The 26,668-nt window shown below is 70.8% G+C and carries 25 protein-coding genes; 6 read left to right on the forward strand and 19 right to left on the reverse strand.

What is annotated here, in order from left to right:
- Nucleotides 1–13: 13 nt before the first annotated feature.
- Nucleotides 14–1,435, reverse strand: a complete 1,422-nt coding sequence (locus HKK74_RS07465) for an FG-GAP-like repeat-containing protein (protein WP_187242351.1) — start codon at nucleotides 1,433–1,435, stop codon at nucleotides 14–16.
- A 215-nt stretch (nucleotides 1,436–1,650) separates the two neighbouring features.
- On the opposite strand from HKK74_RS07465, the gene HKK74_RS07470 reads away from it, so the two are divergent.
- Nucleotides 1,651–4,755, forward strand: coding sequence for a bifunctional [glutamine synthetase] adenylyltransferase/[glutamine synthetase]-adenylyl-L-tyrosine phosphorylase (locus HKK74_RS07470; protein ID WP_187242573.1), 3,105 nt, complete (start codon nucleotides 1,651–1,653; stop codon nucleotides 4,753–4,755).
- Nucleotides 4,756–4,826: 71 nt separating this feature from the next.
- On the opposite strand, the gene HKK74_RS07475 is transcribed toward HKK74_RS07470, so the two are convergent.
- The 4 genes from HKK74_RS07475 to glnA all read right to left on the reverse strand — a co-directional run bounded on the left by HKK74_RS07475 (nucleotide 4,827) and on the right by glnA (nucleotide 8,843).
- A complete protein-coding gene (locus tag HKK74_RS07475) occupies nucleotides 4,827–5,618 on the reverse strand; it encodes a phosphatase PAP2 family protein (RefSeq protein ID WP_187242352.1) in 792 nt (263 codons plus the stop codon).
- A 13-nt stretch (nucleotides 5,619–5,631) separates the two neighbouring features.
- Nucleotides 5,632–6,513, reverse strand: coding sequence for a phosphatase PAP2 family protein (locus HKK74_RS07480; RefSeq protein WP_187242353.1), 882 nt, complete (start codon nucleotides 6,511–6,513; stop codon nucleotides 5,632–5,634).
- Between the two features lie 212 nt (nucleotides 6,514–6,725).
- Nucleotides 6,726–7,160, reverse strand: a complete 435-nt coding sequence (locus HKK74_RS07485) for an OsmC family protein (RefSeq protein WP_187242354.1) — start codon at nucleotides 7,158–7,160, stop codon at nucleotides 6,726–6,728.
- 258 nt (nucleotides 7,161–7,418) lie between these two features.
- Entirely contained in the window at nucleotides 7,419–8,843 is a 1,425-nt protein-coding gene (glnA, locus tag HKK74_RS07490; protein WP_187242355.1) for a type I glutamate--ammonia ligase, read from the reverse strand.
- A 320-nt stretch (nucleotides 8,844–9,163) separates the two neighbouring features.
- On the opposite strand from glnA, the gene HKK74_RS07495 reads away from it, so the two are divergent.
- Entirely contained in the window at nucleotides 9,164–9,649 is a 486-nt protein-coding gene (locus tag HKK74_RS07495) for an RDD family protein (RefSeq protein ID WP_187242356.1), read from the forward strand.
- Between the two features lie 84 nt (nucleotides 9,650–9,733).
- Here HKK74_RS07495 and HKK74_RS07500 read toward each other — a convergent pair whose 3' ends face one another.
- Both HKK74_RS07500 and lipA read right to left on the reverse strand, forming a co-directional pair.
- Nucleotides 9,734–10,426 carry a DUF4191 domain-containing protein gene (locus tag HKK74_RS07500; protein WP_187242357.1) on the reverse strand — a complete coding sequence of 231 codons (693 nt, stop codon included), beginning with the start codon at nucleotides 10,424–10,426 and terminating at the stop codon, nucleotides 9,734–9,736.
- 102 nt (nucleotides 10,427–10,528) lie between these two features.
- Nucleotides 10,529–11,494, reverse strand: a complete 966-nt coding sequence (gene lipA, locus HKK74_RS07505; protein ID WP_187242358.1) for a lipoyl synthase — start codon at nucleotides 11,492–11,494, stop codon at nucleotides 10,529–10,531.
- Between the two features lie 219 nt (nucleotides 11,495–11,713).
- On the opposite strand from lipA, the gene HKK74_RS07510 reads away from it, so the two are divergent.
- Nucleotides 11,714–12,229 (forward strand): YfbM family protein, encoded by a 516-nt coding sequence (locus tag HKK74_RS07510; RefSeq protein ID WP_187242359.1) that lies wholly within the window; start codon nucleotides 11,714–11,716, stop codon nucleotides 12,227–12,229.
- A 74-nt stretch (nucleotides 12,230–12,303) separates the two neighbouring features.
- Here the strand turns inward: HKK74_RS07510 and lipB are convergent, their stop codons facing one another.
- The 9 genes from lipB to HKK74_RS07555 form a co-directional block, all read right to left on the reverse strand.
- A complete protein-coding gene (lipB, locus tag HKK74_RS07515; protein WP_222722014.1) occupies nucleotides 12,304–12,969 on the reverse strand; it encodes a lipoyl(octanoyl) transferase LipB in 666 nt (221 codons plus the stop codon).
- 205 nt (nucleotides 12,970–13,174) lie between these two features.
- On the reverse strand, nucleotides 13,175–13,912 hold the full coding sequence (locus HKK74_RS07520) for a Type 1 glutamine amidotransferase-like domain-containing protein (protein WP_187242361.1): 738 nt from the start codon (nucleotides 13,910–13,912) through the stop codon (nucleotides 13,175–13,177).
- 131 nt (nucleotides 13,913–14,043) lie between these two features.
- A complete protein-coding gene (locus HKK74_RS07525) occupies nucleotides 14,044–14,667 on the reverse strand; it encodes a GNAT family N-acetyltransferase (RefSeq protein WP_187242362.1) in 624 nt (207 codons plus the stop codon).
- Nucleotides 14,664–15,560, reverse strand: coding sequence for a TIGR01777 family oxidoreductase (locus tag HKK74_RS07530; RefSeq protein WP_187242363.1), 897 nt, complete (start codon nucleotides 15,558–15,560; stop codon nucleotides 14,664–14,666). The genes HKK74_RS07525 and HKK74_RS07530 overlap by 4 nt, the downstream gene beginning before the upstream one ends.
- 237 nt (nucleotides 15,561–15,797) lie before the next feature.
- The gene (gene sucB, locus HKK74_RS07535; RefSeq protein WP_187242574.1) at nucleotides 15,798–17,414 is read right to left on the reverse strand and encodes a 2-oxoglutarate dehydrogenase, E2 component, dihydrolipoamide succinyltransferase; all 1,617 of its coding nucleotides are present in this window, start codon (nucleotides 17,412–17,414) and stop codon (nucleotides 15,798–15,800) included.
- Nucleotides 17,297–18,688, reverse strand: coding sequence for a dihydrolipoyl dehydrogenase (gene lpdA, locus HKK74_RS07540; RefSeq protein WP_187242364.1), 1,392 nt, complete (start codon nucleotides 18,686–18,688; stop codon nucleotides 17,297–17,299). The genes sucB and lpdA overlap by 118 nt, the downstream gene beginning before the upstream one ends.
- 86 nt (nucleotides 18,689–18,774) lie before the next feature.
- Nucleotides 18,775–20,256 carry a leucyl aminopeptidase gene (locus HKK74_RS07545; protein ID WP_187242365.1) on the reverse strand — a complete coding sequence of 494 codons (1,482 nt, stop codon included), beginning with the start codon at nucleotides 20,254–20,256 and terminating at the stop codon, nucleotides 18,775–18,777.
- A 59-nt stretch (nucleotides 20,257–20,315) separates the two neighbouring features.
- The gene (locus tag HKK74_RS07550; RefSeq protein ID WP_187242366.1) at nucleotides 20,316–21,095 is read right to left on the reverse strand and encodes an adenosylcobinamide-GDP ribazoletransferase; all 780 of its coding nucleotides are present in this window, start codon (nucleotides 21,093–21,095) and stop codon (nucleotides 20,316–20,318) included.
- The gene (locus HKK74_RS07555; protein ID WP_187242367.1) at nucleotides 21,092–22,048 is read right to left on the reverse strand and encodes a bifunctional adenosylcobinamide kinase/adenosylcobinamide-phosphate guanylyltransferase; all 957 of its coding nucleotides are present in this window, start codon (nucleotides 22,046–22,048) and stop codon (nucleotides 21,092–21,094) included. The genes HKK74_RS07550 and HKK74_RS07555 overlap by 4 nt, the downstream gene beginning before the upstream one ends.
- A gap of 80 nt (nucleotides 22,049–22,128) precedes the next feature.
- On the opposite strand from HKK74_RS07555, the gene HKK74_RS07560 reads away from it, so the two are divergent.
- Nucleotides 22,129–22,335, forward strand: coding sequence for a hypothetical protein (locus tag HKK74_RS07560; RefSeq protein ID WP_187242368.1), 207 nt, complete (start codon nucleotides 22,129–22,131; stop codon nucleotides 22,333–22,335).
- A 116-nt stretch (nucleotides 22,336–22,451) separates the two neighbouring features.
- Here the strand turns inward: HKK74_RS07560 and HKK74_RS07565 are convergent, their stop codons facing one another.
- Together HKK74_RS07565 and HKK74_RS07570 are read right to left on the reverse strand one after the other, a co-directional pair.
- On the reverse strand, nucleotides 22,452–23,453 hold the full coding sequence (locus HKK74_RS07565) for an aldo/keto reductase family protein (protein ID WP_187242369.1): 1,002 nt from the start codon (nucleotides 23,451–23,453) through the stop codon (nucleotides 22,452–22,454).
- Between the two features lie 50 nt (nucleotides 23,454–23,503).
- Entirely contained in the window at nucleotides 23,504–24,082 is a 579-nt protein-coding gene (locus HKK74_RS07570; RefSeq protein WP_312881326.1) for a DUF3043 domain-containing protein, read from the reverse strand.
- Nucleotides 24,083–24,223: 141 nt separating this feature from the next.
- On the opposite strand from HKK74_RS07570, the gene HKK74_RS07575 reads away from it, so the two are divergent.
- Together HKK74_RS07575 and pspAA are read left to right on the forward strand one after the other, a co-directional pair.
- Nucleotides 24,224–25,021: a PspA/IM30 family protein gene (locus tag HKK74_RS07575; RefSeq protein ID WP_187242370.1), complete on the forward strand. Its 798-nt coding sequence runs from the start codon at nucleotides 24,224–24,226 to the stop codon at nucleotides 25,019–25,021.
- Complete coding sequence (gene pspAA / locus HKK74_RS07580; RefSeq protein ID WP_187242371.1) at nucleotides 25,018–25,296, forward strand: PspA-associated protein PspAA; 279 nt, start codon at nucleotides 25,018–25,020, stop codon at nucleotides 25,294–25,296. The genes HKK74_RS07575 and pspAA overlap by 4 nt, the downstream gene beginning before the upstream one ends.
- Before the next feature lie 149 nt (nucleotides 25,297–25,445).
- On the opposite strand, the gene nadA is transcribed toward pspAA, so the two are convergent.
- Nucleotides 25,446–26,606 carry a quinolinate synthase NadA gene (gene nadA, locus HKK74_RS07585; protein WP_187242372.1) on the reverse strand — a complete coding sequence of 387 codons (1,161 nt, stop codon included), beginning with the start codon at nucleotides 26,604–26,606 and terminating at the stop codon, nucleotides 25,446–25,448.
- Nucleotides 26,607–26,668: the final 62 nt, after the last annotated feature.

Below are 26,668 nucleotides of genomic sequence, written 5' to 3' on the forward strand. Positions count from 1 at the left end.
CGGCTTCGCCGGGTCAGGGGAGCATGACGTCGCCCAGGTGGGCGGTGCGGCCGCTGATCCCGAGGGTGACGGGATTGAACGCCGTGCTGCCGGCACCGGTCAGGCCCCCGGCGCGGCCGGGGAACAGCCAGACCGCTCCTTCGGTGCCGTTCTCGCCGTACGCCGAGACGGTGAGATCGGCCTTCGCGTCGCCCGTGACGTTGGCGACCGACAGTTCGTAACCGAACGCGTCGCGGGTCTCGGCATTGCCGGGCACGTCCGCGGTGTTCTGGCCGATCTGCTGGGCGCCGGCCGTCGTCACCCCGCTCGCGGTGCCGTACAGCACGGTGAAGGCCCCGGCGTCGGCCACCGTGCCGATGTCCTCGCCCGGCGCGCCGATCGCGACATCGCCCTTGCCGTCCCCGTTGAGGTCCCCGACGGCCAGGCCGGCGCCGAAGCCGTCGCCCTGCTCGCCGGTGCCCGGGACCCCCGAGGTGTCCTGAGTGACCAGGAGCTGGCGGCGGAAGCCGGTGCCGGTCGCGAGGTTCACGGCGACCGTGCCGCCGTTCACCTCTGGGTCTTCGGACTCGAACATCCGCGTGACGAGGTCGGCCCGGCCGTCGCCGTTGATGTCCCCGGCGGCCGCCTGGCGTCCGCCCGGCGCGGCGTTGGGAACGAGCAGGGAGAGCCCGGAGGCCGATCCCGAGTAGAGGTCCACTCGACCGATGTCGATGCCGTCGAGGTTGTTCAGGCGACTGGTGACCAGGTCGGGCCGGCCGTCCCCGGTGAAGTCCGCGGCGATCAGGCGGATCTCGGAGACATGGTTCTCCACATCGTTCAGGGGCACCCGGGTGCCGCTGGTGCCTGCGGTGGCGACATCGTCATAGACCCAGATGGCCTCCCCGCCGGGCGCGGCGACGGCCAGATCAGGGGCCCCGCCGGAGGCGAATTCCGCGGCCGCCAGCGACTCGCCGAACCGGGCTTTGTGCACCCGCAGGGAAGGGGCGAGCACGAAGCGCGCGGCACGGGAGGACAGCCCGCCGGCGCTGCCGTACACGACCGTGACGCTCCCCGCGTTGACGGACCCGTCGACGTCCTCGAAGGGCGCGCCGATGGCCAGATCGGCGTACCCGTCCCGGTCGAAGTCGGCCGAGGCCAGGGAGGCGCCGAACCGGCTGTCCGCCGTGACATCGCCGGGAACGCCCGGGCCGGCCTGTGAGATCACCTGGGATCTCGTCGTGTCGGGGCCCGCGGCTCCGCCGTACACCACGGTGACGAACCCGCCCGCGACACCGCCGACGGTGCCGAGCGGGCTGCCGAGGGCCACGTCGCGCCGACCGTCGCCGTTGAAGTCGCCCGGACTCGCGGGCGTCGCCGCCGAGGCGGCGGGGGCCGTGCCGAGCGCCACGGTGATGGCCGCAGCGGCCCCCATGGTGAGCACAGAGCGGATCTTCATTGTTGTCTCCTCGCTGCGGGGTGGTTACGCGGAAGACGCCTTAAGATCTCTCCGGGTTTACCCGCCGCGTCGAAACGAGGGTGCGTCGAGCGTGATCGCGCGCTGTCGGAGATTCCGGGCAAAAGCGAAAAGGTCGCTGTCGCCGGACCGGAATCGGGACACGAGGTCCTTTTTCCGCCGACCGGCGGCCATCCCGTTACGGTGGATCCGTGAGCGTGAGCGAGCAATGGACTCCGGATCGTCGTCCGTCTCTCACGAGCCGGCTGGCCCGGCTCGGGTTCTCCGATGCCACCCGGACCCAGCGGCTGCTCGCCGAGAGCGAGTCCGAGACCGGCGTCACCGTCGACGACGAATTGATCGACGCACTCGGAGCCACGGCCGACCCCGATCTCGCCCTGGGCGGTCTGCTCCGGGTACTGGCCGCCTCGGCCGGCGACGCGGCGGAGCTGCCGGCGACGTTCGCTCGCGAGCCGGGGACCAGAGACCGGGTGCTGTCGGTGCTCGGGGTGAGCGCCGCGCTCGGCGACCACCTGGCCCGGCATCCCAGCCACTGGACGGTACTTGCCGATGGGGACGCGCTGGACGCTCCCGGCGATGGAACGCTCCGGGCGGACCTGCTCAGGGCGGTCGGCGCCGATCCCGAGGCCGCGTCGCCGCGTGCCCGCGACGCCACGCCGGACACCCTCGTGGCCCTGCGGGTCGAGTACCGGCGGCACCTGCTGCACCTCGCGGGGCGAGATCTCACCGGTCTCTGCGCCGTTGAAGAGGTCGCCGCGGCGCTCTCGGACCTGGCCGCCGCCGCGCTGGAGGCGGCCCTGGCGATCGCCCGGGCGGAGACGCCCGACGCGGACGACTGCCGGCTGGCCGTCATAGGCATGGGCAAATGCGGTGGCCGGGAGCTCAACTACGTCAGTGACGTCGACGTGATCTTCGTTGCCGAGCCCGCGCCCGGCGCCCCCGAGGACTCGGCGTTGCGTACCGCCACGCGGCTCGCCTCGGCTCTGATGCGCGCCTGCTCGGCGACCACCCCGGAGGGCGCGCTGTGGGAGGTCGACCCGGCTCTGCGGCCCGAGGGCAAGGCCGGACCCCTCGTACGCACCCTCGCCAGCCACCGCGCCTACTACGAGCGATGGGCGAAGACGTGGGAGTTCCAGGCCCTGCTGAAGGCCCGGCCGCTGGCCGGGGACGTTGAGCTGGGACAGGCCTACGTCGACGCCCTCACGCCGCTCGTGTGGAGCGCGCCCGAAGGCGAGAGCTTCGTCGAGGACGTGCAGACGATGCGACGCCGCGTCGAGAGCCGGCTCAGGGAGCGTGCGGACGACGGCGAGGCGGAGCGGCAGCTCAAGCTGGGTCCCGGTGGCCTGCGCGACGTCGAGTTCGCGGTGCAGCTGCTGCAGCTGGTCCACGGCCGCGCGGACGAGAGCCTGCGCAGCCCCACGACGCTGACCGCACTCGAGGCCCTCTCCCGCGGCGGGTACGTCGGACGGGACGACGCCGCGGCGCTGGCCGCCGCCTACCGGTTCCTGCGCAGGGTCGAGCATCTGATCCAGCTGCACCGGCTGCGGCGCACCCACCTCGTGCCCGACGACGACGACGGTCTCCGGCGCCTCGGCCGGGCCCTCGGCCTGCGCACCGATCCGGTCCGCGAGTTCGTCGACCTGTGGCGCCGGCACGCCAGGGGAGTGCGCAGGATCCACGAGAAGCTCTTCTACCGGCCGCTGCTGCGCGCCGTCGCGCGCCTGCCAGGCGAGGAGGCGCGGCTCACCCCGGCGGCGGCCAAGATCAGGCTCGAGGCACTCGGTTTCGTCGACCCGGCGGGGGCGCTACGGCACATCGAGGCGCTCACCAGCGGCGTGTCCCGCCGCGCCGCGATCCAGCGCACGCTGCTGCCCGTGATGCTCGGATGGTTCGCCGACGCCCCCGATCCGGACGCCGGGCTGCTCGGGTTCCGGCAGGTCAGCGATGCCCTCGGCGCCACCCCGTGGTATCTGAGATTGCTCCGCGACGACGTGGCGGTGGCCGAGCGGATGGCGCGCCTGCTGGCCTCCAGCAGGTACGTCACGGACCTGCTGCTCCGCGCTCCGGAGGCCGTCGCGATGCTCGGCGGTCCGGCGGAGCAGGGGCCCCGCCCCGGTGGCGGCGACGGGGATGCCCAGCTCGCCCCGAGACCGCACCACGTGCTGCTGGGTGAGGCGCTCGCCGCGGTACGCCGTCGCTCCGAGGGTGACCGGGCCCAGGAGGCCGGCGACAGCGCCCGGTCGGCCGAGGACGCCGTGGCGGCCGTGCGGGGGGTGCGCCGCCGGGAGCTGTTCCGCGTGGCGGTGGGCGATCTGCTCGGTCTCATCGACGTCTGCACGGTGGGCGAGGCGCTCACCGACATCGCCGCCGTCACCATCGAGGCGGCTCTGCATGCGGCCATCCAGAAGATCGAGGCTGAGCGGCGCTCCGCCCTGCCGACCCGGATGGCGGTGGTGGCCATGGGCCGGTTCGGCGGACACGAGCTCGGTTACGGCAGCGACGCCGACGTGATGTTCGTGCACGACCCGCTGCCGGCCGCCGATGAGCGCGACGCGGCGGGCGCCGCCCACGCCGTCGCCGAGGAGTTGAGACGACTGCTGGCCAGGCCCGCCGCCGATCCGCCACTCGTCATCGACCCGAACCTGCGTCCCGAGGGCAGGCAGGGCCCGCTCGTGCGCACTCTCGCGTCGTACGCCGCCTACTACGCGAGATGGTCGGCGCCATGGGAGAGCCAGGCACTGCTGCGGGCCGACCCGATCATCGGAGATCCGGAGCTGGGCGAACGGTTCCGGGCGCTCATCGACCCGGTGCGGTGGCCGGTGGACGGCGTCGACGAGGCCGCCGTCCGCGAGATCCGGCGGATCAAGGCGCGGATGGAGTCCGAGCGGCTGCCGCGCGGCGTCGAGCGGCGCCTGCACACCAAGCTCGGGCCAGGCGGGTTGTCGGATGTGGAATGGGTGGTTCAGCTCCTGCAGCTGCGGCACGCCCACGAGGTGCCGGGATTGCGCACGACCCGCACACTCGTCGCGCTCGACGCCGCGGTCGAGGCGGGACTGATCGACCGCGGCGACGCCGCGACGCTCTCGGACGCGTGGCAGATGGCAACCCGCATCCGTGGCGTCCTCATGCTCGTACGCGGACGCCCGTCCGACACCCTGCCGACCGATCACCACCGGGAGCGGTCCGCGGTGACGAGGGTTCTCGGCTATCCCGGCTCGGGCGACCTGCTCGAGGACTACCGGCGGTGCGCCCGCCGCGCCAGGGCCGTTGTCGAGCGGGTCTTCTACGGGGCGGTCGACTGAGGTTCGCGCCCGCCCGGTCGCGCGCGCCGGTCATGCGTACGCGGTCACGTGCGCCGGTCAGGCGGGCGGGGTCACGCTTCCGCACCGCCGCGGCTCAGCCGCTGGACGGGTCTTGACGCCCAGGTGAGCGTCTGGGTGAGGACGTAGCCGCCGGCCAGTACCGCGGCGCCGCCCACCGCGTCGAGGATGAAGTGGTTGGACGTGCCGAGGATCACGAACACGGTGACCATCGGATAAACGGCGGCCACGATTCTGATCCAGCCGCGGCGGACGATGGCGACCACGGCGACCGAGCACCACAGCGACCATGCCGTGTGCAACGACGGCATGGCCGCGTACTGGTTGGAGACCGTGGCGATCGGTGACGAGTCGTACAGGCCCCAGGTGTTGAAGGCCACCACGGTGTCGACGTATCCGGGCAGGAACCGCGGTGGAGCGAGAGGGTAGAACCAGAAACCGATCAGTGCCGTGATCGTGGTGCCGAACAGCAGCCATCGATAGGTCGAGTAGCGTCGCGGATGCCATATGTACAGCCAGACCAGCACGCCGATCGTCGCGATGAAGTGCAACGTCGCGTAGTAATAGTTCGCGCCGATCCCGAGCCATCTGACGTCGACGAACAACTGGTTCACCGCGAACTCGAAGTCGAGGTTCATCGCGCGCTCGACGTCGAGGATCTCGTAGGCCCTCTGCATCGCGGCCGCGTGCTGGGTGGGCACCAGATTCCGCACCACCGAGTACGCGCCGTAACACACGGCGATGAGCAGTAGCTCGGCCCACAGCCGGGGCCGTCCGGATCGCCGGTCCGGGTCTACGCCGCGGGTCCCGGAGGGAGGGGAAGGGGCGACGGTGGACCTGGCCATGATCTATAGACTCTCAAACCCCGAACTGCCGAACATCACCCGAAAATGCCGGGCCCCGCACCGGCAGGTCCGACTCACGGAGGAGCGCGCTCTCCTTCTTGGAGACGAGGGACCGGCGATAGAACCACCATGAACCGGTCAGCGCACCCACGATCAGGGCGATCCCGGCCACGACATCGAGCACGTAATGGTTCGCCGTCGCAAGGATGACAAGGACGGTCGTCGCCGGATAGAGCATGCCGAGCACTTTAGCCCACCTTTGGGTGGACAGTCTCACGAGAATGAATCCGCACCAGAGGGCCCACCCTGCATGCATGGAGGGCATGGCCGCATACTGGTTGGTCAGGGCCCCGGAACCGGGAGCTGAATAGAGACCGAGCGTCTGTAGTGCCGTCACCGGGTCGACGAAACCATCGCCGGGCATAAACCTGGGCGGCGCCAGTGGATAGGCCCAGAAGCCGATCAGCGCCACCGCGGTCGCGACGATGAGCGAAGTGCGAAACCAGCGGTAGTACCGGGGTCGATGGCGATAGAGCCAGACCATGACGCCCAGGGTCACGGCGAAATGAGCGGTGGCATAGAACACATTGGCCGCGCGTGCCAGCCAAGGTGCTTCCAGCAAGGCCTGGTTGAGTCCCAGTTCGACGTCTATTCCCAGCATCCGTTCGAAGTCGAGTATCTGGTCGGCGTGCGCGAACGCGCTGGTGGTGCTACCCGGGTCGAGTACAAGACGGGTGAGCGAATAGGCGCAGTAGGAGAAAACGAGCAATAGAAGCTCACGCCAAAGTGCCGGAGCCGCCGTCTTTGGCCGCTCCGCGCGAGACGCGCGCTCCACGGGGGTACGGGAGCGCGTCGCGGTCCTGCCGCGGGAGGCAGGCAGGATGGTTTGTGCCATGCTTTGATTTTTCCGGTGAAAGACCGCTAATGGATCACCAGCGCGAATGGTCTTCTTCTCACCCTTGAGGAGTACGTCCCTGATGCCGAGCCAGGGTCGTCAGGGGGAGGCCGTACCTACCCTGTAGGGGTAGGGCATCGTCTGACGGAGGGAAGAACGCGCTTGGAGGTGTGCTCGAGTCGTAGGCCGGCCCAGGGGCCCGCGTGCCGCCGTCAGCCGCTCGGGCCGCTCGGCGCATCGTCGTCGAACGCGGGCAGGACCTGCTCGACCGCCGTCTGCTCTTTCAGCGCGTTGCCAACGGTGCAGTAGCCCTCGTGCACCCGCCGCGCGACGTCGGAGAACACCTTGGCCGCCTTCTCGTCGCCTTCGGGCAACTCGACCTCGTAGGTGACGGTGATCGTGCCGAGCCTGGTCGGTGCCACCTTCTCGCCGCTCACGGTGGCCGCCAGCCGGTCGAGCCGGTGACCGCGCTGGGCGGTGAGCGGCTCGATGGTCACGATCTCGCAACCGCCCAGTGCGGCGAGCAGCAGCTCCACGGGGGTGAACGCCCCGTCCTCCGCCGAACCGCTGACGCTCAGCTCGGCACCCCGCTCGTTGCGCGCGCGGAAACCGCCCTCGCTCGTGCGCTCGACTTGCACTGACGTCATGGCATCCCCTTTGATCGCCTGCCGCTCACAACACGGCGGCGATCCCTGTTCTTCCCACGCTGAACTGTGGGAGAACTCTCAGATCCGGGCGCGCGTTCCGAGACGGGCCGCGGTTCCGGCGGGCTGTGGGTGGGCGATGACGGGCGGCGGGGGAGGGGCACGCGAAAAGCCGCTGGACGCTCCTCGCGGGAGGAACGTCCAACGGCGATTCTGGCGTCGCCCGGGTGCCCCGGCGCCGGCGGCCGGGAACTCGCCGGCTCAGATGTCGTAGTACAGCTCGAACTCGTGCGGGTGCGGACGGAGCCGGATCGGGTCCAGTTCGTTCTCGCGCTTGTAGCTGATCCAGGTCTCGACGAGGTCCTGGGTGAAGACCCCGCCTTCGAGCAGGTAGTCGTGGTCGGCCTCGAGCGCGTTCAGCACGGCGTCGAGTGAACCCGGCACCTGCGGGATGTTGCGGGCCTCCTCGGGCGGCAGCTCGTAGAGGTCCTTGTCCACAGGCTCGGCCGGCTCGATCTTGTTCTTGATGCCGTCGAGGCCGGCCATCAGCATCGCGGAGAACGCGAGGTAGGGGTTGCAGGACGGGTCGGGCACACGGAACTCGATCCGCTTGGCCTTCGGGTTCGACCCGGTGATCGGGATCCGGATGCAGGCGGAGCGGTTGCGCTGCGAGTACACCAGGTTGACCGGCGCCTCGTAGCCCGGCACCAGGCGGTGGTAGGAGTTCACCGTCGGGTTGGTGAAGGCCAGCAGCGACGGCGCGTGCTTGAGCAGGCCGCCGATGTAGAAGCGGGCCGAGTCCGACAGCCCGGCGTAGCCGACCTCGTCGTAGAACAGCGGCGAGCCGTCCTTCCACAGCGACTGGTGGCAGTGCATGCCGGAACCGTTGTCACCGAAGACCGGCTTGGGCATGAACGTGACCGTCTTGCCCGCCGCGCGAGCGGTGTTCTTGACGACGTACTTGTACAGCAGCAGGTTGTCGGCGGTCTTCAGCATCTCGTCGAAGCGGAAGTCGATCTCGGCCTGACCGGCCGTGCCGACCTCGTGGTGCTGCATCTCGACCGTGATGCCGACGTCGATGAGCTTGCGGACCATCTCCGAGCGCAGGTCGGTGTAGTGGTCCATCGGCGCAACCGGGAAGTAGCCGCCCTTGTACGGCGGCTTCGCGCCGAGGTTGCCGCCCTCTTCGATCCGGCCGGTGTTCCAGGCGCCCTCGACCGAGTCGAGGTAGTAGTAGCCGGCGTTGGCCTTGGTCTCGAAGCGGACGTCGTCGAAGATGTAGAACTCCGCCTCGGGGCCGAAGTAGACCGTGTCGGCGATGCCGGTGCCCCGCAGGTGGTCCTGGGCCTTCCTGGCGACGTTGCGCGGATCGCGGCTGTACGGCTCGCCGGTCAGCGGATCGTGCACGAAGAACGTGAGGTTCAGGGTCTTGTGCTGGCGGAACGGGTCGATGACCGCCGTGCTCGGGTCCGGCAGCAGGAGCATGTCGGATTCGTGGATTTCCTGGAATCCGCGAATCGACGATCCGTCGAACATCAGCCCATCGGTGAAGACCTCAGCCCCGAAGCTCTCCACGGGGAACGTGAAGTGCTGCATCGTCCCGGGCAGGTCACAGAACCTGACGTCGACGAACTGCACCCCTTCGCTCTCGATATAGCTCAGGACCTCTTCGGCGCTGTTGAACATCCAACCTCCTAGGGGCATTTTTCGGCACACCGAACGTACGAGAGGGCCATTACCCCGCCATGTCTCATGTGTTTCGGCTGTGTTACGCGCTTCCATTCGCACCGGGGTGGCGTACGCCCCGCCGTCCTCCGCAGCCGACTCTACGCGTCCCGGCCGGTCAGGCCCATCGCACTCGCCGCCCGGCGACGGGTACGGGTCGTGGACTGCCGCCGCGCGGGCCGGCGCAGCGTGGGCCGGCCCCGAGCGGGGCGCGGCACGGCGTCGCGCGCAAGCCTCGGGGGTCTGCCCGAGTGCCGTCCACCGCCGGATAGCGTTGCCCCATGGGCAGCGGTGAGGAACAGCGAACCGGCCGGTCGGGATGGACCGGGACGTGGCTCGGCGGAGTGCGGTCGGCGGGAGTGGAGCTCGGCTATCCGGGAGAGCGGCTCGGCCTGCCCGAGCACGGCAGCGGCGCCGTGGCCGGCTATGGGCGCCGGCTGATCGCCCTGGCCATCGACCTGATCCTCGCCTCGGTGATCGCGGCGTTCCTCGCCCGTACCTTCGGCTGGGACCCGCTGATCCGCAGTTGGGCGTCCACCGGCATCTTCGGGCTCCAGGCCTGGGTGCTCACCGGGCTCCTGGGAATCACCATCGGCAAGCGGCTCTGCGGTCTGCGCGTGGTGCGCCTCGACGGCAGGCCGGTCGGGCCGCTGTGGTCACTGGTCCGCACCCTGCTGCTGCTCATCGTGATCCCCGCCCTGATGTGGGACCGCGATCACCGTGGCCTGCACGACCGCGCCGCGAACGCCGTCGTCATCTCTGTTTGATCGCCCGCCCGCCCCGCTCGGCGGCTCGCGGCGCCGCCGAGGCGCCGGCCTTCCAGGCGGGGGAGCGGGGCGCGGCCTGCCCGGTCAGCGGGTCCGGGGCTTGGGGGCCTTGGGCATCCGGGCACCCTTGGGGATGGGCCCCTTGGGCATCTTCATGGTCTGCGGAAGCGCGCGGAGCCGGTCGTTGAGCTCCGCGACCTGTGGCTTGGTGAGGTTGCGCGGGAGCTTCATGATGTGCCGTTGCAGCTTGCCGATCGGGATCTGCCCGTCTTCCTCACCGACCTGCAGGTCATAGATCGGCACCTGCTGCGCGGCCCGCGAGATGCGCTTCTTCTCCGCGCCCAGCAACTGGCCCACGCGGGTCGACGGCCCCTCGGCGACCAGGATGACGCCGGGCCGGCCCACCACGCGGTGCACGAGGTCGAGGTTGCGGTTGCCGCTGACCGCCGGCGTGACCGTCCATTTGCCGCGCATGGACTCGAGGATGCTCGCCGCCGCGCCGGGCTGCCCCGCCAGCATCTTGTACTGCGTCCGCTGCGCGACCTGGCCGAAAACGATCATGCCCACGGCCACGGCGGCGAGAAGACCCAGCGGGACCATGAACCAGATCTGTCCGATGACCAGACCCAGGACGACGAACAGCACGAGCGTGCCGATCGCCGCGCCGAAGACGAGCGGGAGCGCCTTCGGATTCGCCTGGCGGAGAACCTTGGCGATCATGCGGATCTGCTTAATGCGGCCGGGACGCTCGGCACCGTCGTCGGGCTTGTTTGCCATAGGTCGCAGGATACGAGCAATCACCCCGTGAGGGGAAAACGGACCCGCCCGATCGCACCGGATTGTGTCGTATATCGCCACCCGCGAGCCATCGGTGGCGGGTCACGCGTGAGACGCGGCCCCGGGCTCGGCCGCCGGCCGGTCGCCCCGCCGGTCGAGTGCCTGCTGGTAAAGACGCCCGGCGCGGTAGCTCGACCGCACCAGCGGCCCGGACATCACGCCCGCGAAGCCGATCTCCTCCGCCTCGCCGGCGAGCTCGACGAACTCCTCGGGCTTGACCCAGCGCTCCACCGGGTGATGGCGCGGGGACGGCCGCAGGTACTGCGTGATGGTGATCAGTTCACAACCTGCCTCGTGGAGGTCGCGCAGCGCCTGCGACACCTCCTCGCGGGTCTCGCCCATGCCGAGGATCAGGTTGGACTTGGTGACCAGCCCGGCGGCGCGGGCCTCGGTGATGACCCGCAGGGACCGCTCGTACCGGAACGCCGGACGGATCCGCTTGAAGATGCGGGGCACGGTCTCGACGTTGTGGGCCAGCACCTCGGGCCTGGAGCCGAAGACCTCGGCCAGGAGCTCGGGCACCGCGTTGAAGTCGGGGATCAGCAGCTCGACGCCGCAGCCGGGCACGGCCGCGTGGATCTGCCGGACCGTCTCGGCGTACAGCCATGACCCCTGGTCGGGCAGGTCGTCGCGCGCCACGCCGGTGACCGTCGCGTAACGCAACCCCATGGACGTGACCGACTCGGCGACGCGGCGCGGCTCATCGGGGTCGTAGGCCGCGGGCTTGCCGGTGTCGATCTGGCAGAAGTCGCAGCGGCGGGTGCACTGGTCGCCGCCGATGAGGAAGGTCGCCTCACGGTCCTCCCAGCATTCGTAGATGTTGGGGCAGCCGGCCTCCTGGCACACCGTGTGCAGGCCCTCGGCACGGACGAGCTTGGTGAGCTCCCGGTACTGCGGCCCCGTCCGCAAGCGCGTCTTGATCCACGGCGGCTTGCGCTCGATCGGGGTCTGGCTGTTGCGGACCTCAAGCCTGAGAAGCTTGCGTCCTTCTGGGGTCACCGTGCTCACGCGCCTAGCGTACGTCGCGTTCGCCGGTGACCGGCCATCTGGTGATCCGTTTCACCTCGGGAGATCACAGGACAGGGTCGCCCAGGCTGCGCGGAGATAACGATCAGGAGGATCGGTGTCTTGAAGGCAGGCCGATTCATGTGTTTCCACCGTCCGTAGCCAGCGATCTCTCTAGGGTGACTCCCTGTTGCCTTGGCGTCGTATGCAGGAGGAAGTCCCGTGAGTCTGGCGATGTCGTACCTCAGACTGCCGCCGTCGCTCGAGGGCGAGCTCGACCCGGGGCGCATCGCCCGCCTGGTCTTCGGGGTCGAGGATTGGCGGCGGCGGCATCCGGCCACGCGGCTGTTCGACGTCGGAGGGGCCTGGCAGGGCCTGCACTACCTGCTGACCGGCGACGCCTGGGACGGGCGGCCGCCGGAGGCCGACGCCGTGTGCGGGGGCCGGCTGCTGACCGAGGACGGCGCCGCGGAACTCGGCATGGACGTGATCTATCTCTCCCCCGACCGGGTGAAGTCGGCCGCCGAGCATCTCGCGAACACACCGTTCGGGCAGATCGCCGGCCGCTATGACCTGGCCCGGATGGCCGCCGCCGACGTACAGGACGCCGGCCAGTGGGCGCGCAGGCCACCGCAGGAGGCCAGGGACCGGCTCCTGTGGCCGGCGTACGAGGGCCTCACGAGGTTCTTCATCGCCGCAGCCGGCGAAGGCCAGGCGATCTACAAGGTCATGAGCTGAGTCACGAGCCGTTCGGCGGCCGGCCTTTGTCCGTACGGTCCGGCCTCGGCCGCCGGCCTTCGCCGGACCGATGCTCAGACGATCTGCGCGGTCGTGCGATGAAAGGTCTCCACGGCGCCGAACACCTCCGCGAGGTGCCGCTCGGCCAGCGGCAGAACCTCGGCGACCGTCACCGTCCGGCCGAGCTCGCGGGTGAGGGAGGTCACCCCGGCATCCCGGATCCCGCACGGAACGATGCGGTCGAACCATGACATGTCGCAGTCGCAGTTGATCTCGAACCCGTGCATCGTGACGCCACGTGAGACCCTGATGCCGATCGCGGCGATCTTCCGGTCGGGCACACCCGGCACCCACACGCCACTGCGGCCCTCGACCCGCTTGGTCTCGAGGCCCAGATCGGCGCAGACCCGCATCAGGACCTCTTCGAGCGTCCGTACGTACGCGACGACATCGACCGGATCCGGCAGCCGGACGATCGGATAGCCGACCAACTGCCCCGGCCCGTGCCATGTGATCTTCCCGCCACGGTCGATGTCGATCACCGGGGCACCGGGATCCCCGATCGGGCGGTCGGCCGGCTCGGTGCGCTTGCCCGCGGTGTAGACCGGCGGGTGCTCCAGCAACAGGCACGTGTCGGCGATCTCACCGGCGACCCGGCGCTCGTGCGTGCGCCGCTGAAGGTCCCAGCCACGCTCGTACGGAACCGCGTGCGCGCCGAAGCCGGCGTGCACGAACACCAGCTCGCGTGTCTGGACGCGCCCCGCGTGGTGGAGGGCCTGCTCCGGTCCGCTCCGCTCGCTCGGCGGGCGCTTTACGTGGAGGGTCTTCTGGGACGCCTCACGAACGTCGCCCGCATTCTCGGTGCTCCGCTCGTTCGGCGGTTGCGGTGTGTGGGGGGACCTCTGCGTTGCCTCACGAACGTCGCTCACGCATCCAGCTTATGTCTCACGGGGCGCTGAGCAGCCGGGGCTCGATAGTCGTCTCCTTCGCGGCGCCCGAGCCGTCGGGCTCGATGAGATGGGCGGACGCCCCCTCGCGGTACGACACGGCCTGCACGAACTCGGTGTCGACGTAGTGCAGCGCCACCGATTCGTCGGCGGCGTACCCGGTCGGCAGGGTGCCCGCGCCGACGAGCCGCTGCAACAGCGGCCGGCGCTGGGTGTCGCTGTTGTAATGCACGCCACAGGAGTAAGGCAGGAACCCGAGCCCGTCGGTGAGCGGGCGCAGCTCCGGCCCGAACGAGTCGGTGTTGCCGCCGACGTGCCAGCACAGGGCCCCCGCGCTCTGCCCCGAGAGCACCACCCCGGCCTCCCACGCCTCCCGGAACACCTCGTCCAGGCCGTGCAGCCGCCAGAGCGCGAGGAGGTTCGCCACGCTTCCGCCGAGCACGTACACGAGATCCTGGCTCAGCAGATGCGCCCGCATGTCGGCGACGTTCGGCATCGGGAACAGCGCGAGATGGCTGATGTCGGCGTCGAGCTGGGAGAAGCCCTGGTACGCGGTGGCGATCCTGTCGGCTCCGTCGCCGAGGGCCGTCGCGAGGAAGCACACCCGTGGCCGGTCCACGCCCGTCAGGTCGAGGGCGTACCGCAGCAGCGGGCTCGGCCTCACCCCGCACCGGGTGTCAGGCAGGAAGGTGCCCCCGCCGATGGCGAGGATGTGCGGTTGCCCGTCAGTGCTCATGGCTCATTGCTCGCTCTCCATCCGATGGCGGTCACTGGTCACCGTAGGGCCGCGCCGATGACTCACGACCGCGACTTTGACGGTTCTTGGGTCGGAACAGGCCTGTCGGCCTCCGGGGGCGCCGGATCGGCTCATGGGGTCACCGGCCACTTCCGGACACCTCCCTCCCGGCACAGGCGCGCGGTGGCCACGTGCTGGAACCACCGCGACGCGATCGCCCGTCCGTTGGGGAGGACATGCGGATCCGGACCGCTCCCCGGACCGAACCCAGCGGTGATCAGCGATCGCTGTGAGGCGATGTTGGCCTCCTCGGTTCCGGCCGAGAGCTCCCCGATGCCCAGGTGCTCGTGCGCGAGGCGCGCGGCGGCCTGGAACATCTCGGCGCCGAGGCCACGGCCGCGGCTGGCGGGGGCCAGCCACCCGCCCAGCTCGTGGCGCCGCCGGTCCGGTGCGAAAACGATGCCGACCATGCCGACGAGCAGTCCGGTACCGCGGTCGAGCGCGGCGAAGTAGTCGTGCGAGCCCGTCTTCCCGGCACCCGCGGCCCGGTCCCCCCGGGGCGCGGACTCGAGGCACCTCGTACGCAGCGGCTCGGGACAGATCTGCTCCGCTCTCCAGCCCAGCCAGCGCTGAGCCCGGTCGTCGGACGCGGCGGCCAGCCCGGCCAGCATGTCCTCGAGCCCGGCGGTCCTGAGCAGGATCGGTCCGCACCGGACCAGGTGCCTGCGCCGACCGCAGCGGCCGTCGGTGTTCACGCCGACGGGCGGTCCGGTCTCAGGGCGGAGTCGAGGTCGGGTCGCTCGAACGAGAAACCGGATTCGGTGAGCCGCCGGGGGAGGACCCGCTGGCTGATGAGCAGGCCCTCGTCGGCGAAGCCGTCCAGGGCCGCCCTGAGGGCGAACGAGGGTACGGAGAACACCGCGGGCCGGCGCACCGCCCGGCCGAGCGCCTTGGTGAACTCGGCGTTCGTCGCCGGCTGCGGCGCCGTCAGGTTCACCGGCCCCGTGAGGTCGTCACGCTCGATGAGCAGGCGCAGTGCCGCGATCTCGTCGGGCAGCGAGATCCAGCTCATCCACTGCCGGCCGTCGCCGAGCCGCCCGCCGAGGCCCAGCCTGAAGAGCGGGAGGACCTTGGCGAGGAGTCCGCCCTCGCGGGTCAGGACGACGCCGGAGCGCGGATGCACGACCCGGATGCCGGCCTTGGCCGCGGGTGCCGCCGCGGCCTCCCAGTCGCGCACCATCTCGGCGAGGAAGCCCGCCCCCATCGGCGCGGACTCGTCGGCGTCCGTGCCCGCGGTGTCGCCGTAGAAGCCGACCGCCGACCCCGACACGAGGACTCGCGGTGGCCGCTTCAGCCCGGCCAGTGCCTCGGCCAGCGTGCGGGTGCCCACGACCCTGCTGTCGCGCAGCTTCTTCTTGTACGACTCGGTCCAGCGCCTGTCCCCGATGCCCGCACCGGCCAGATGCACGACGGCGTCCACGCCCTCGAGAGCCGCCGTGTCGACCGTCCCGGACGGGTCCCACCGGGCCTCGTCGGGCCTCTCGGGCTCTTTGCGGACGAGGCGGGTCACCTCGTCTCCGTCCTCGCGCAGGGCCCGGACCAGCGCCGTGCCGATCGGTCCACTGGAGCCGCTGACCGCGATCCTCATGTGAATCACCCTAACCACGTGATCGGCGGCAACGGCGGCGGGCGCGCGGTTCAGCGAGGTTCTGCAGTCCGCTCGTCCCGCTGGTGCCACTTGTCCGGCGGCGCTGACCGGCTCGCGGGCCCTGGTCGAGCCGTACGTCCGGCCCACCGGGGCGACCCCCGTCTCAGCCGAGACGAACGGACCCCGCTCCGGCCGCATGTGCGTGGCCGGAGCGGGGTCCGTCGGTCCAGAACGGCGTCAGGCGAGACCGAGCTCGGCCTCGAAGTTGCCCTCTTCGAGGCGGTGCTTGATCGTCCCGAGGAAGCGCGCCGCGTCGGCACCGTCGACGAGCCGGTGGTCGTACGTCAGCGCCAGGTAGAGCATCGAGCGCACCGCGATGACCTCGCCGAGGTCGGGGTCGTCGATGACCGCCGGCCGCTTCACGACGGCGCCGGTGCCGAGGATCGCCACCTGCGGCTGGAAGATGATCGGCGTGTCGAACAGCGCGCCGCGGCTGCCGGTGTTGGTCAGCGTGAACGTGCCACCGGTCAGCTCGTCCGGGCTGACGTTCCCCGCCCGAGTGCGCTCAGCCAGGTCGGCGATCTTCCGGGCGATGCCGACGAGGTTCAGCTCACCGGCGTCGCGGATCGTCGCCGCCAGCAGGCCGCGCTCGGTATCGACCGCGAAGCCGAGGTGCTCGGCGTCGTAGTAGGTCACCTCGTTCTTCTCGGCGTCGAGGACCGCGTTGAGCTTCGGATGCGCCTTGAGCGCCTCGATGGTCGCGAGCGCGAAGAAGGGCATGTACGTCAGCTTGACGCCCTCGCGCGACGCGAAGTCCGCCTTGGTTCGGTCGCGCAACCGGGCGATCTTGGTGACGTCGACCTCGACCACGCTCGTGAGCTGGGCGGAGGTCTGCAGCGACTCGACCATGCGCCGGGCGATGGTCTGCCGCAGGCGCGACATCTTCTCGGTGGTACCGCGCACCCGGGTGGCCTCCGCCGAGGGCACCGCTGGTGCGGCCGCCGCCTTCGGCGCGGCCGGAGCCTGCCGAGCGGGCGCCGCCGGAGCCTCCTGCGCGGCCGGGGGCGCGGCCTGCTGTGCCCGCTGTGCCTCCTGCGCCTGCCGGGCCTGCTGAGCCCGGGCCGCCTCGAGCACGTCCTGCTTACGGATGCGCCCGCCCACACCGGTGCCCTGTACCGACGACAGGTCGACGCTGTGCTCGGTCGCGAGCTTGCGGACCAGCGGCGTGACGTACGGGCTCTCGCCCGAAGGCCCGGCGGCCGGTTCCGGAGCCCGGGGCTGCGGCGCCGGTTGCGCGGCCGCGGCCGGAGCCTGCGGCTGCGCGGGCGGCCACGGGGCGGGCGCGGGTGGTGCGGCGGGGGCCTGGGCCTCGGGTTCGGGCTGCGGCTCGGGTTCGGGCTCCGGCTCGGGCGCGGGAGCCTCCTCCTGCTCCTGCGCGGCGGCCCCGCCGGACGCCTCGCCCCCCTGGTCGATGATCGCGAGCTCTGCCCCGACCTCGACGGTCTCGTCCTCGGCGACGGTGATGCTGCTCAGGATGCCCGACGCCGGTGAAGGGATCTCGGTGTCGACCTTGTCGGTCGACACTTCGAGGAGCGGCTCGTCGGTCTCGACCGACTCGCCCTCCTTCTTCAGCCAGCGGGTGACGGTGCCCTCGGTAACGCTCTCACCGAGCTGCGGCATGGTGACGGAGACCGGCATGGCTCTCAGCGACTCCTTAGAGATACTGGTTCGGGGCTTCAGCCGTGTACGTGCAGCGGCTTGCCGGCGAGCGCGAGGTGGGCCTCGCCGATCGCCTCGGACTGGGTCGGGTGGGGGTGGATCAGCTGTGCGACCTCGGACGGGAGGGCTTCCCAGTTGTAGATGAGCTGCCCCTCGGCCACGAGTTCGCCCACCCGGCTGCCGACCATGTGGATGCCGAGAACGGGTCCGTCCTTGGCGGCGATCACCTTGACCTCGCCCTGGGTCGCCAGGATCTTGCTCTTGGGGTTGCCGGCGAGGTCGTAGGTCACCTCGACGGTGTCGTGGCCCCGCTCCTTGGCCACCGCGGAGGTGATGCCGACCGAGGCGACCTCGGGCTCGGAGTAGGTGATGCGCGGGACGCCGTCGTAGTCGATCGGGGCGGGGTTCAGTTCACCCAGCCGCTCGGCCACGAGGATGCCCTCGGCGAAGCCGACGTGTGCCAGCTGCAGCGTCGGGATGAGGTCGCCGACCGCCGAGATGGTGGGGACGCTGGTGCGGCAGTACTCGTCGACCTTGACGAAGCCGCGCTCGACCTCGACGCCGACCTCCTCGAAGCCGAGGTCCTGCGAGACGGGTCCACGGCCGACCGCGACGAGCAGGATCTCGGCGTCGATGGTCTTGCCGCCCTCGAGGGTGACGGACACGCCGCCGTCGTTCGGCTTGGCGCTCTCGAACCGTACGCCCAGCTCGTACTTGATGCCGCGCTTGCGGAACGCGCGCTCGAGCCGCTTGGAACTGGACTCCTCCTCGAGCGGCAGGAGGTGCGGAAGCGCCTCGACGATCGTCACCTCGGCGCCGAAGGAACGCCAGACGCTGGCGAACTCGACCCCGATGACGCCGCCGCCCAGGATGACCACCGAGGACGGCACCCGGTCGAGCACGAGCGCGTGGTCGCTGGAGATGATCCGCTCACCGTCGATGTCCAGGCCGGGCAGCGACTTGGGCGCGGAGCCGGTCGCGAGGACGATGTGGCCGCCCTCGACCGTGCTGGTCTGGCCGTCCGCCGCGGTGACCTCCACCTGGGTGGGGCCGGCGAGCCGGCCGGTGCCCTCGATGATGGTGATCTTCTTGCTCTTGAGCAGGCCGGTGAGGCCCTTCACCGTGGTCGTGACGACCTTGTCCTTGTACGCGTGGACTCCGGCGATGTCGATGCCCTCGAACTGGGCCTTGATCCCGAAGGTGGCGCTCTCACGCGTCTGGTCCGCAACCTCGGCGGCGTGCAGGAGGGCCTTGGTCGGGATGCAGCCGCGATTGAGGCAGGTGCCGCCCAGCTTGTCCTTCTCGATGAGTGCGACACTCATGCCGAGCTCTACGGCCCGTAGGGCACACGCATAACCGCCGCTGCCACCACCTAGGACGACGATGTCAAAGTGGCCGCTATTCGCCACGGGACGCTCCTTGTCCGGTATTCACTTGCCGTGAAGGCAATCTTTTCACTTGTCGGCTCTCGAGGGGCTCGCGGGGGTCTGTGCCGTCACAGCGTTCCCGCCGCGACGTCCTCCGCGATCTGGACCAGCGTACGAGTCGCGGCGCCGGTCCCGCCCTTGGGTGTGTAGCCATAGGGCTCGCCCTTGTGGAAGGACGGACCCGCGATGTCAATATGCGCCCAACGCGCCCCGTCGGGAACGAATTCCCGGAGAAAGACGCCCGCGACGAGCATGCCGCCCCACCGCTCGCCGCTGATGTTGGCGATGTCCGCCACCGCGGAGTCGAGACCCTTGCGCAACTCCCCGGGCAGCGGCATGCCCCACGAGGGCTCGCCGGCGCGCTCGGCCGCAGCGACCACCTTCTCACGGACATCGTCGTCGTTGGCCATAACACCGGCGGTGCGCGCGCCAAGGGCGACGAGCTGGGCCCCGGTGAGCGTGGCGACGTCGACGATCAGGTCGGGGTCGTCCTCGCCGGCGCGGACGAGGGCGTCGGCCAGCACGAGCCGGCCCTCGGCGTCGGTGTTGAGCACCTCCACCGTCTTGCCGCCGTAGATGGTCAGGACGTCCGAGGGCCGCTGCGCGGTGCCGCTCGGCATGTTCTCCGCCATCGCGAGGTACCCGACCACGTTGACCTTCGGCGCCAGCCTGGCGACCGCGCTGAGCGCGCCGAGGACCGCCGCGGCGCCGCCCATGTCGGACTTCATCCAGTCCATCGAGTCGGCCGGCTTGAGCGACAGGCCGCCGGAGTCGAACGTGATGCCCTTGCCGACGAGGGCGACGGTCCGGTCGGCCTCCGGGTGCCGGTACGAGAGCCGGACCAGCCGCGGCGGGTTCACCGAGCCCTGGCCGACGCCGATGATGCCGCCGTAGCCGCCCTCGACCAGCGCCTTCTCGTCGAGCACCTCGATGTCGAGCCCGGCGTCGGACGCCACCTGGGACGCGACGCCCGCGAAGTCCTCGGGGCCGAGGTCCGACGGCGGGGTGTTCACGAGGTCCCGGACGAGTACGACCGCCTCGGTGAGGATCTTGGCCCGATCGAGGGCTTCCGCGCCGTCGGTGGCCTCCGAGACGATGGTGAACTCCCGCACCGGGGCCTTGTGGTCCTCGCCCGTGCGGTACTTCAGGAACGAGTAGTTGCCGAGCAGGGCACCGGTCGCGACCGCGCCGATCTCGTCGGCCGAGGCCGCGGGGAGCGCGAGGCCCACCCGCCCGCTTCCGGCCAGCGAGCGGACCGCGGCACCGGCGGCGCGGCGCACGCTCTCGGCGTCCGCGGACTCGCCGAGCCCGGCGGCGACGACGATGGGAGCCGTGAGCTTGCCCAGCGTCGGCAGCTTCGTGACCTCCCCCGCCTTGCCGCCCGCGCCCATGGCGCTCAGGATCTCGAGGAGCCGCCCGTCGTATGCCCGGTCGACGTCCTCGGCCCCCGGAGCGAGCGCGGCGCCCGAGCCGGTGGAGAGCACGCCGATCACGACGGCGTCGACGTCGATGGCCGACGATGATGTGCTGGCAAGGTCAATGGTCGTCACGTAGTCCGATGTTAGTGCCCAGCCAGCCGAGGTTTGCCCGTTTGATCACGCGACACCGCTCACGCCAGGGCGGTGACGATCAGGGCGGCGGTGGCGGCGATCTCGACCAGGGCCCCGAGGACGTCTCCCGTGACGCCGCCGAGCCGGCGCAGCAGGTGCCGGCGGAACAGCCAGGCGCTCACGAGGCCGGTGACCACCGCCGCGGGCAGGGTGGCCGATCCGGCGACCACGCCGAGCACGACCGCCCCGGCCAGTACGGTCGCGGTCACCGCGGCCGCCGCGGCAGCGGGGACGCTGCCGGCCACCGTGGCGCCGAGGCCGTCCGGCCGCGCGGCGGGTACACCGCGGCGGCAGGCCCAGGGCAGCGCCAGCCGCCCAGTCGCCGCGGCCACGACGATCGCCGGCCCGCCGATCCCGTGCCCGCTCGCGGCCGTGAGGGCGGCCACCTGGATCAGCAGCGTCAGCACCAGGGTGACGACGCCGAACGGCCCGATGTCGGACCGGCGCATGATCTCCAGAGCGCCGGCGGCGGGCCGCCCGCTGCCCAGACCGTCCGCGACGTCGGCGAGGCCGTCCAGGTGCAGGCCCCGGGTCAGCAGCGCCCCCGCAGTGGCCGCCAGCGCCGCCGCGAGCAGTACCTCGCCGGTGAGCTCTCGGACGCCGGCCAGGACGGCGGCCTGCGCCAGGCCGAGCAGAGCGCCGACGGCGGGCGCCCAGAGCATCGCGGCCCGCGCCGCCCGCCGGTCCACCCGGCTCACCCGGACCGGGAAGATCGAGAGCGTGCCGATCGCGAAGCGCAGCCCGGGGCACCAGGCGGATCGCGACGAGATCCGCGTCATGAGAGTTCCAGCGTCCGGCCGGCGACGACGAGGGAGGTCTCCTCGGACTCGGCGGCGAGACGCTGGTTGAGCCGGCCGAGCAGGTCGCGGAAGACCCTGCCGGCGGGCGAGGTGGGCACCAGCGACAGGCCGACCTCGTCGCTCACCGCCACGACATGGGCCTCCGTCGTGCGCCACGCGCCGACCAGCTCGTCGATCCGCGGCTCGACCGCGTCCGCCATCGCCGTCGGCGCGTCCCAGTGGCCGCAGTCGTCCATGACCGCCGTGAGCCATGTGCCGAGGCCGTCGACGAGCACCGCGCCGGATTCGCCGCGCAGCGTCCCCGCGACGTCGGCCGTCTCGGCCGTACGCCACCAGGACGGCCGTCGCTCCCGGTGCACGGCGATCCGGGCGCTCCACTCGGGGTCGGCGTCGTCCGCCCGCCCGGTCGCGACGTAGGTGACGTCCGGATGCGCGGCGAGCCGCAGTTCCGCCGCACGGGACTTCCCCGAGCGGGAGCCGCCGAGCAGAAGGCACCGGTACGGTCCGCGGCGCGGCCGCAGCCACCACCCGAGCCGGCGGTCGAGCTCGCCGGGGCTTGCGATCCGGTGGTCGACGTGCACGGCAAGGATCTCGCTGGCGGAGGTCACGGCCCCGGTGCGACGGAGCCGGCCGAGGTGGTCGGGGCGGCCGACGAGATCGAGCAGTGCCGCGTCGTAGCGGACCCCCGGCATCGGCTCAGGCGCGGCTCCCGGTCCGGACGCGTACAGGATCCGTCCACCGCCGGGCGCGCGGACGTCGTGGCCGCCGGGGACCTCCTGGCGGGAGCACTCCTCGAGTGGCAGGCCGTCGACGAGGACCCGGGTCGGGGGGTGGTGGGCTCCAGAGGCGCGCAGGCGGCCGCAGGAAGCGCAGCGGCAGCCGGGTTCAGGCCAGCCGTGCGGTCCGGCCGTGCCGAGAAGGTCGATTCTCATGTCCCGGGCACTCTACGGGTGCGTCGTCGCCGACCACGGGCCCATTAGGCTCGCTTGCACCGAGCAGGAGGGGTGAGCCGATGCCGTGGAGCTGGCGCTTCGAGAAGGCCGACGGGCGTGCGGTCGATGGGGGACTCCCGAGGGAGACGTTCACGACCCAGGCCGACGCGGAGACGTGGCTGGGGGAGAGCTGGCGGGAACTCGCCGATAGCGGTGTCGATCAGGTCACCCTCATGGAGGACGACGTCGAGGTGTACGAGATGAGCCTTCACCCGCCCCAGGGGTGAGGGCGAGGCCGCCGCGCCCCGGGCCGCTCCGGAATAGGTCCGGCCGGGGGGCGGCGTGGGTCTCCAGTGGCCGGGCCCGCCGGAGCCGCCTGGAAACCGGTGAGCCGGGCGGGCCGCTAGGGGCGCCGCGCGGGGCTGACCGTCTTGCCGGGGTCGGTCTCGACCACCGGACCGAGCACGTCGTCGATCCGGGTCAGGATCTCGGCGTCGAGTTTGACGCCGGCCGCCTGCACGTTGTCGCGCACCTGCTCGGGCCGCGAAGCGCCGACGATGGCCGCCGACACGTTGCCGTTCTGCAGCACCCAGGCGACCGCGAGCTGTGCCAGGGACAGGCCCACCTCGTCCGCGATCGGCTTGAGGTCCTGCACCCGGGTGAGGACGTCGTCGCGCAGCAACCGGCTGATGAAGTCGGCGCCGCCGGCCTCGTCGGTGGCGCGGGAACCCGCCGGCGGGGCGGCGCCGGGGCGGTACTTGCCGGTGAGCACGCCCTGGGCGATCGGCGAGAACACCACCTGGCCGACGCCCTCCTTCTCGCAGAGCGGTACGACCTCGGACTCGATGACCCGCCACAGCATGGAGTACTGCGGCTGGTTGGACACGATCCGGTCGAAGCCCATCTCGCCGGCGATCCGCAGCGCTTCGGCGATCTCGTCGGCACGCCACTCCGAGACGCCGACGTAGAGGACCTTGCCCTGCCGAACCAGGTCGTCGAAGGTCTTGAGGGTCTCTTCGAGGGGGGTCTCGTAGTCGAAGCGGTGCGCCTGGTAGAGGTCGACGTAGTCGGTCCCGAGGCGGCGCAGCGATCCGTGGATCGACTCGGTGATGTGCTTGCGGGAGAGCCCGCGGTCGTTCGGGCCGGTGCCGGTCGGCCAGTAGACCTTCGTGAAGATCTCCAGGCCCTCGCGGCGCTGCCCCTTCAGCGCCCGGCCGAGCACCTCCTCCGCGCGCGTGCCCGCGTAGACGTCGGCCGTGTCGAAGGTGGTGATGCCCTCGTCGAGCGCTGCGTGTACGCAGGCGTGGGCGGCCTCCTCCTCGACCTGGGAGCCGTGGGTGATCCAGTTGCCGTACGCGATCTCGCTGATCTTGAGGCCGCTGCGGCCGAGGTTTCTGAACTCCATGCTGCGACCCTAACCGGCACGCCCGGCCGCAGTGATCGTGCCCCGAGCGCTCAGACCTTGTCCTTTTCCCCCGGCCGGAGCCGCGGGTTCGGGATGCGCAGGCGGCGGAGCTGCATCGAGCGCAGCGCCGCGTACAGGCCGATGCCGCGCTGGTTCTCGGCGGGGAACCTCTGTGTGGCGAGCTTCTTGACCTGCCGGCTGATGAGCACTCCCTCGATGAGGGCGAGGGCGAGCAGTACCGGGAAGGCGAGCGGCACGAGCAGCTTCGCGAACATGTACGGCAACAGGCTCACCATGAACATCACGATGAACGCCCACATGAGATAGGAGCCGATCGTGCGCCGGGCGTCGACGTAGTCCCGGGCGAGTGCGCGCACGGGGCCGCGGTCGCGCTTCTGGAGGTACTTCTCCTCGCCCCGGGCCATGCCGGCCCGGGCCTTCGCCCGATCCTCGGCCTGGCGGGCGCGCAGCTTGCGAACGGCCTCTTTACGGTCCTTGGGCGGGGCGGTGATCGGCTGGCGACGGCGTTTCTCGGCCTCGCTGCGCTTGGGCGTGGGTTTGCCCTTCCCCCCGGGTTTGAGCACCTCAGGGGTTTCCACGGGGGCGGGCTCACTTCGACGTCGGAACACGGAGATCAGGGTACCGCCCGCGAACCTCATGGCTGCCTCGTGCGTTAACGCGTAGGGTGATACCAATCCCAGCAGTGGCTCCCCGAGCAAGTGGGCACAGGCAGTTGGGCACGAACATCACGAAGGGACCGGCCGCGCGCGATGAGCGTGATGAAGCGAATGTCGATGATCTTCAAGTCCAAGGCGAACAGGGCCCTGGACCGGATGGAAGATCCTCGCGAGACCCTCGACTATTCCTACCAGCGACAGCTTGAGATGCTGCAGAAGGTCCGCCGGGGCGTCGCCGACGTCGCGACCTCCCGCAAGCGGCTGGAGTTGCAGATCCAGCAGCTCGAGCAGCAGCAGAACAAGCTGACCGAGCAGGGTAAGAAGGCGTTGCAGGTGGGCCGGGAGGACCTCGCGCGAGAGGCGCTCACCCGCCGGTCGGGGCTGGACGGCCAGCTTTCGGACCTGCGCACGCAGTACACCAACCTGCAGGGCGAAGAGGAGAAGCTGACCCTCGCGTCGCAGCGCCTTCAGGCCAAGGTCGACTCCTTCCGTACGCGCAAGGAGACGATCAAGGCCACCTACACGGCGGCCGAGGCGCAGACCAAGATCAACGAGGCGTTCTCCGGCATCTCCGAGGAGATGGGCGACGTGGGTCTGGCGATCCAGCGCGCCGAGGAGAAGACCGAGACCATGAAGGCCCGGGCCGGCGCGATCGACGAACTGCTCGCCTCCGGCGCGCTCGAGGACTTCTCCGGCCCCCGCGACGACATCCAGGCCGAGCTCGACCGGGTCGGCGGCGGTGCCGATGTCGAGCTGGAGCTGCAGCGGCTCAAGGGTGAGCTCGGTCAGGGCGAGGCGCCCAAGCAGCTCGACCCCGGAGCCCCCCAGGCCCAGCCGCAGGCGAAGCCCCAGCAGAACCAGCGGCCGCAGCAGCCGGGAGGCCAGGGATGATCGTCCGCATCATGGGGGAGGGCCAGCTCGACGTCGCCAGCCAGGACCTGTCGGCCCTCAACGCGCTCGACGACAAGCTGGAGCTGGCGATCGAGTCCGGCGACGAGGTCACGTTCCGCGCCGCCCTGCACACGCTGCTCGACAGCGTGCGCAAGGTCGGACGCCCGTTGGCCGAGGACAGCCTGGAACCCTCCGAGCTGATCCTGCCGCCGGCCGACTCCGACATGGAGGAGGTCCGCGCCATGCTGGGCGACGAGGGCCTCATCCCGGAGTAGCGGCCCACCCGGATCAGCGGCTCGGGGGAGCCGCCACGGCCGGCACCGGTGCGGCCCCACCGGTGCGGCCTCGTCCCGTGCCCCTCTGGCCCCATGTGCCGCCGCCACGACGGGCCCGGCGTCGCCGCCGGGCCGCCGCGAACGATCGGCTATGGCAGGGCGAGCATCTGGTCGAGTGCGACCTTGGCGTAGTGAGCCGTCTCGTCGTCGACCTGGATGCGGTTGACGACCCTGCCCTCGGCAAGTGACTCCAGCGACCACACCAGGTGCGGCAGGTCGATGCGGTTCATGGTCGAGCAGAAGCACACGGTCTTGTCGAGGAACATGACGTTCTTGTCCGGATGGGCGTTGGAGAGCCTCCGGACCAGGTTGAGCTCGGTGCCCACGGCCCACGACGACCCGGCCGGGGCGGCGTCGAGGGCCTTGATGATGTACTCGGTCGATCCGATCTCGTCGGCCGCGAGAACGACCTCGTGCTTGCACTCGGGGTGCACGAGGACGTTGACGCCGGGCACTCGCGCCCGCACGTCGTCCACGCTGGCCTTGCTGAACCGGCCGTGCACCGAGCAGTGCCCCCGCCAGAGGATCATCTTGGCGTCCCGCAGCCGGGCCGTGCTCAGGCCGCCCTCGGGCCGGTGCGGGCTGTAGACGACGCAGTCGTCCAGCGCGAAGCCCATCTCGAGCACGGCCGTGTTGCGGCCGAGATGCTCGTCGGGCATGAACAGGACCTTCTTGCCCTTCGCGAAGGCCCAGTCGAGGGCCCGCTTCGCGTTGGAGGAGGTGCAGACCGTGCCGCCGTGTCGCCCGACGAACGCCTTGATGTCGGCCGAGGAGTTCATGTACGTGACCGGCACCACATCGTCGGCCACCCCCGCGTCCTCGAGGACCTCCCAGCACTCCTCGACCTGGTCGTAGGTGGCCATGTCGGCCATGGAGCAGCCGGCCGCCAGGTCCGGCAGCACCACCTGCTGGTGATCGGCGGTGAGGATGTCGGCGGACTCGGCCATGAAATGGACGCCGCAGAAGACGATGAAGGGCGCGTCGGGGCGCGCCGCCGCCTCACGGGCCAGCTTGAAGGAGTCGCCTGTGACGTCGGCGAACTGGATGACCTCGTCCCGCTGGTAGTGGTGACCGAGGACGAACAGGCGGTCGCCCAGCGCGGCCTTGGCGGCTCTCGCACGCTCCACGAGGTCGGGATCCGAGGCCGGCGGCAGATCACCGGGACAGGAGACCCCCCGCTCGCTGCCGGGATCGGCCTCGTGTCCCAGCAACAGCAGCGGAAGTTTGTCGATCTCTGGGGTGGTGGTCATCGGGGGGCTCCTCCCACGACGCACTTATCGTCTATCTGACGACTAATGGTCCCACACGCGGT

The organism is Actinomadura alba (genome assembly GCF_014323705.1).
GTDB classification, from domain to species: Bacteria; Actinomycetota; Actinomycetes; order Streptosporangiales; family Streptosporangiaceae; genus Actinomadura_C; species Actinomadura_C alba.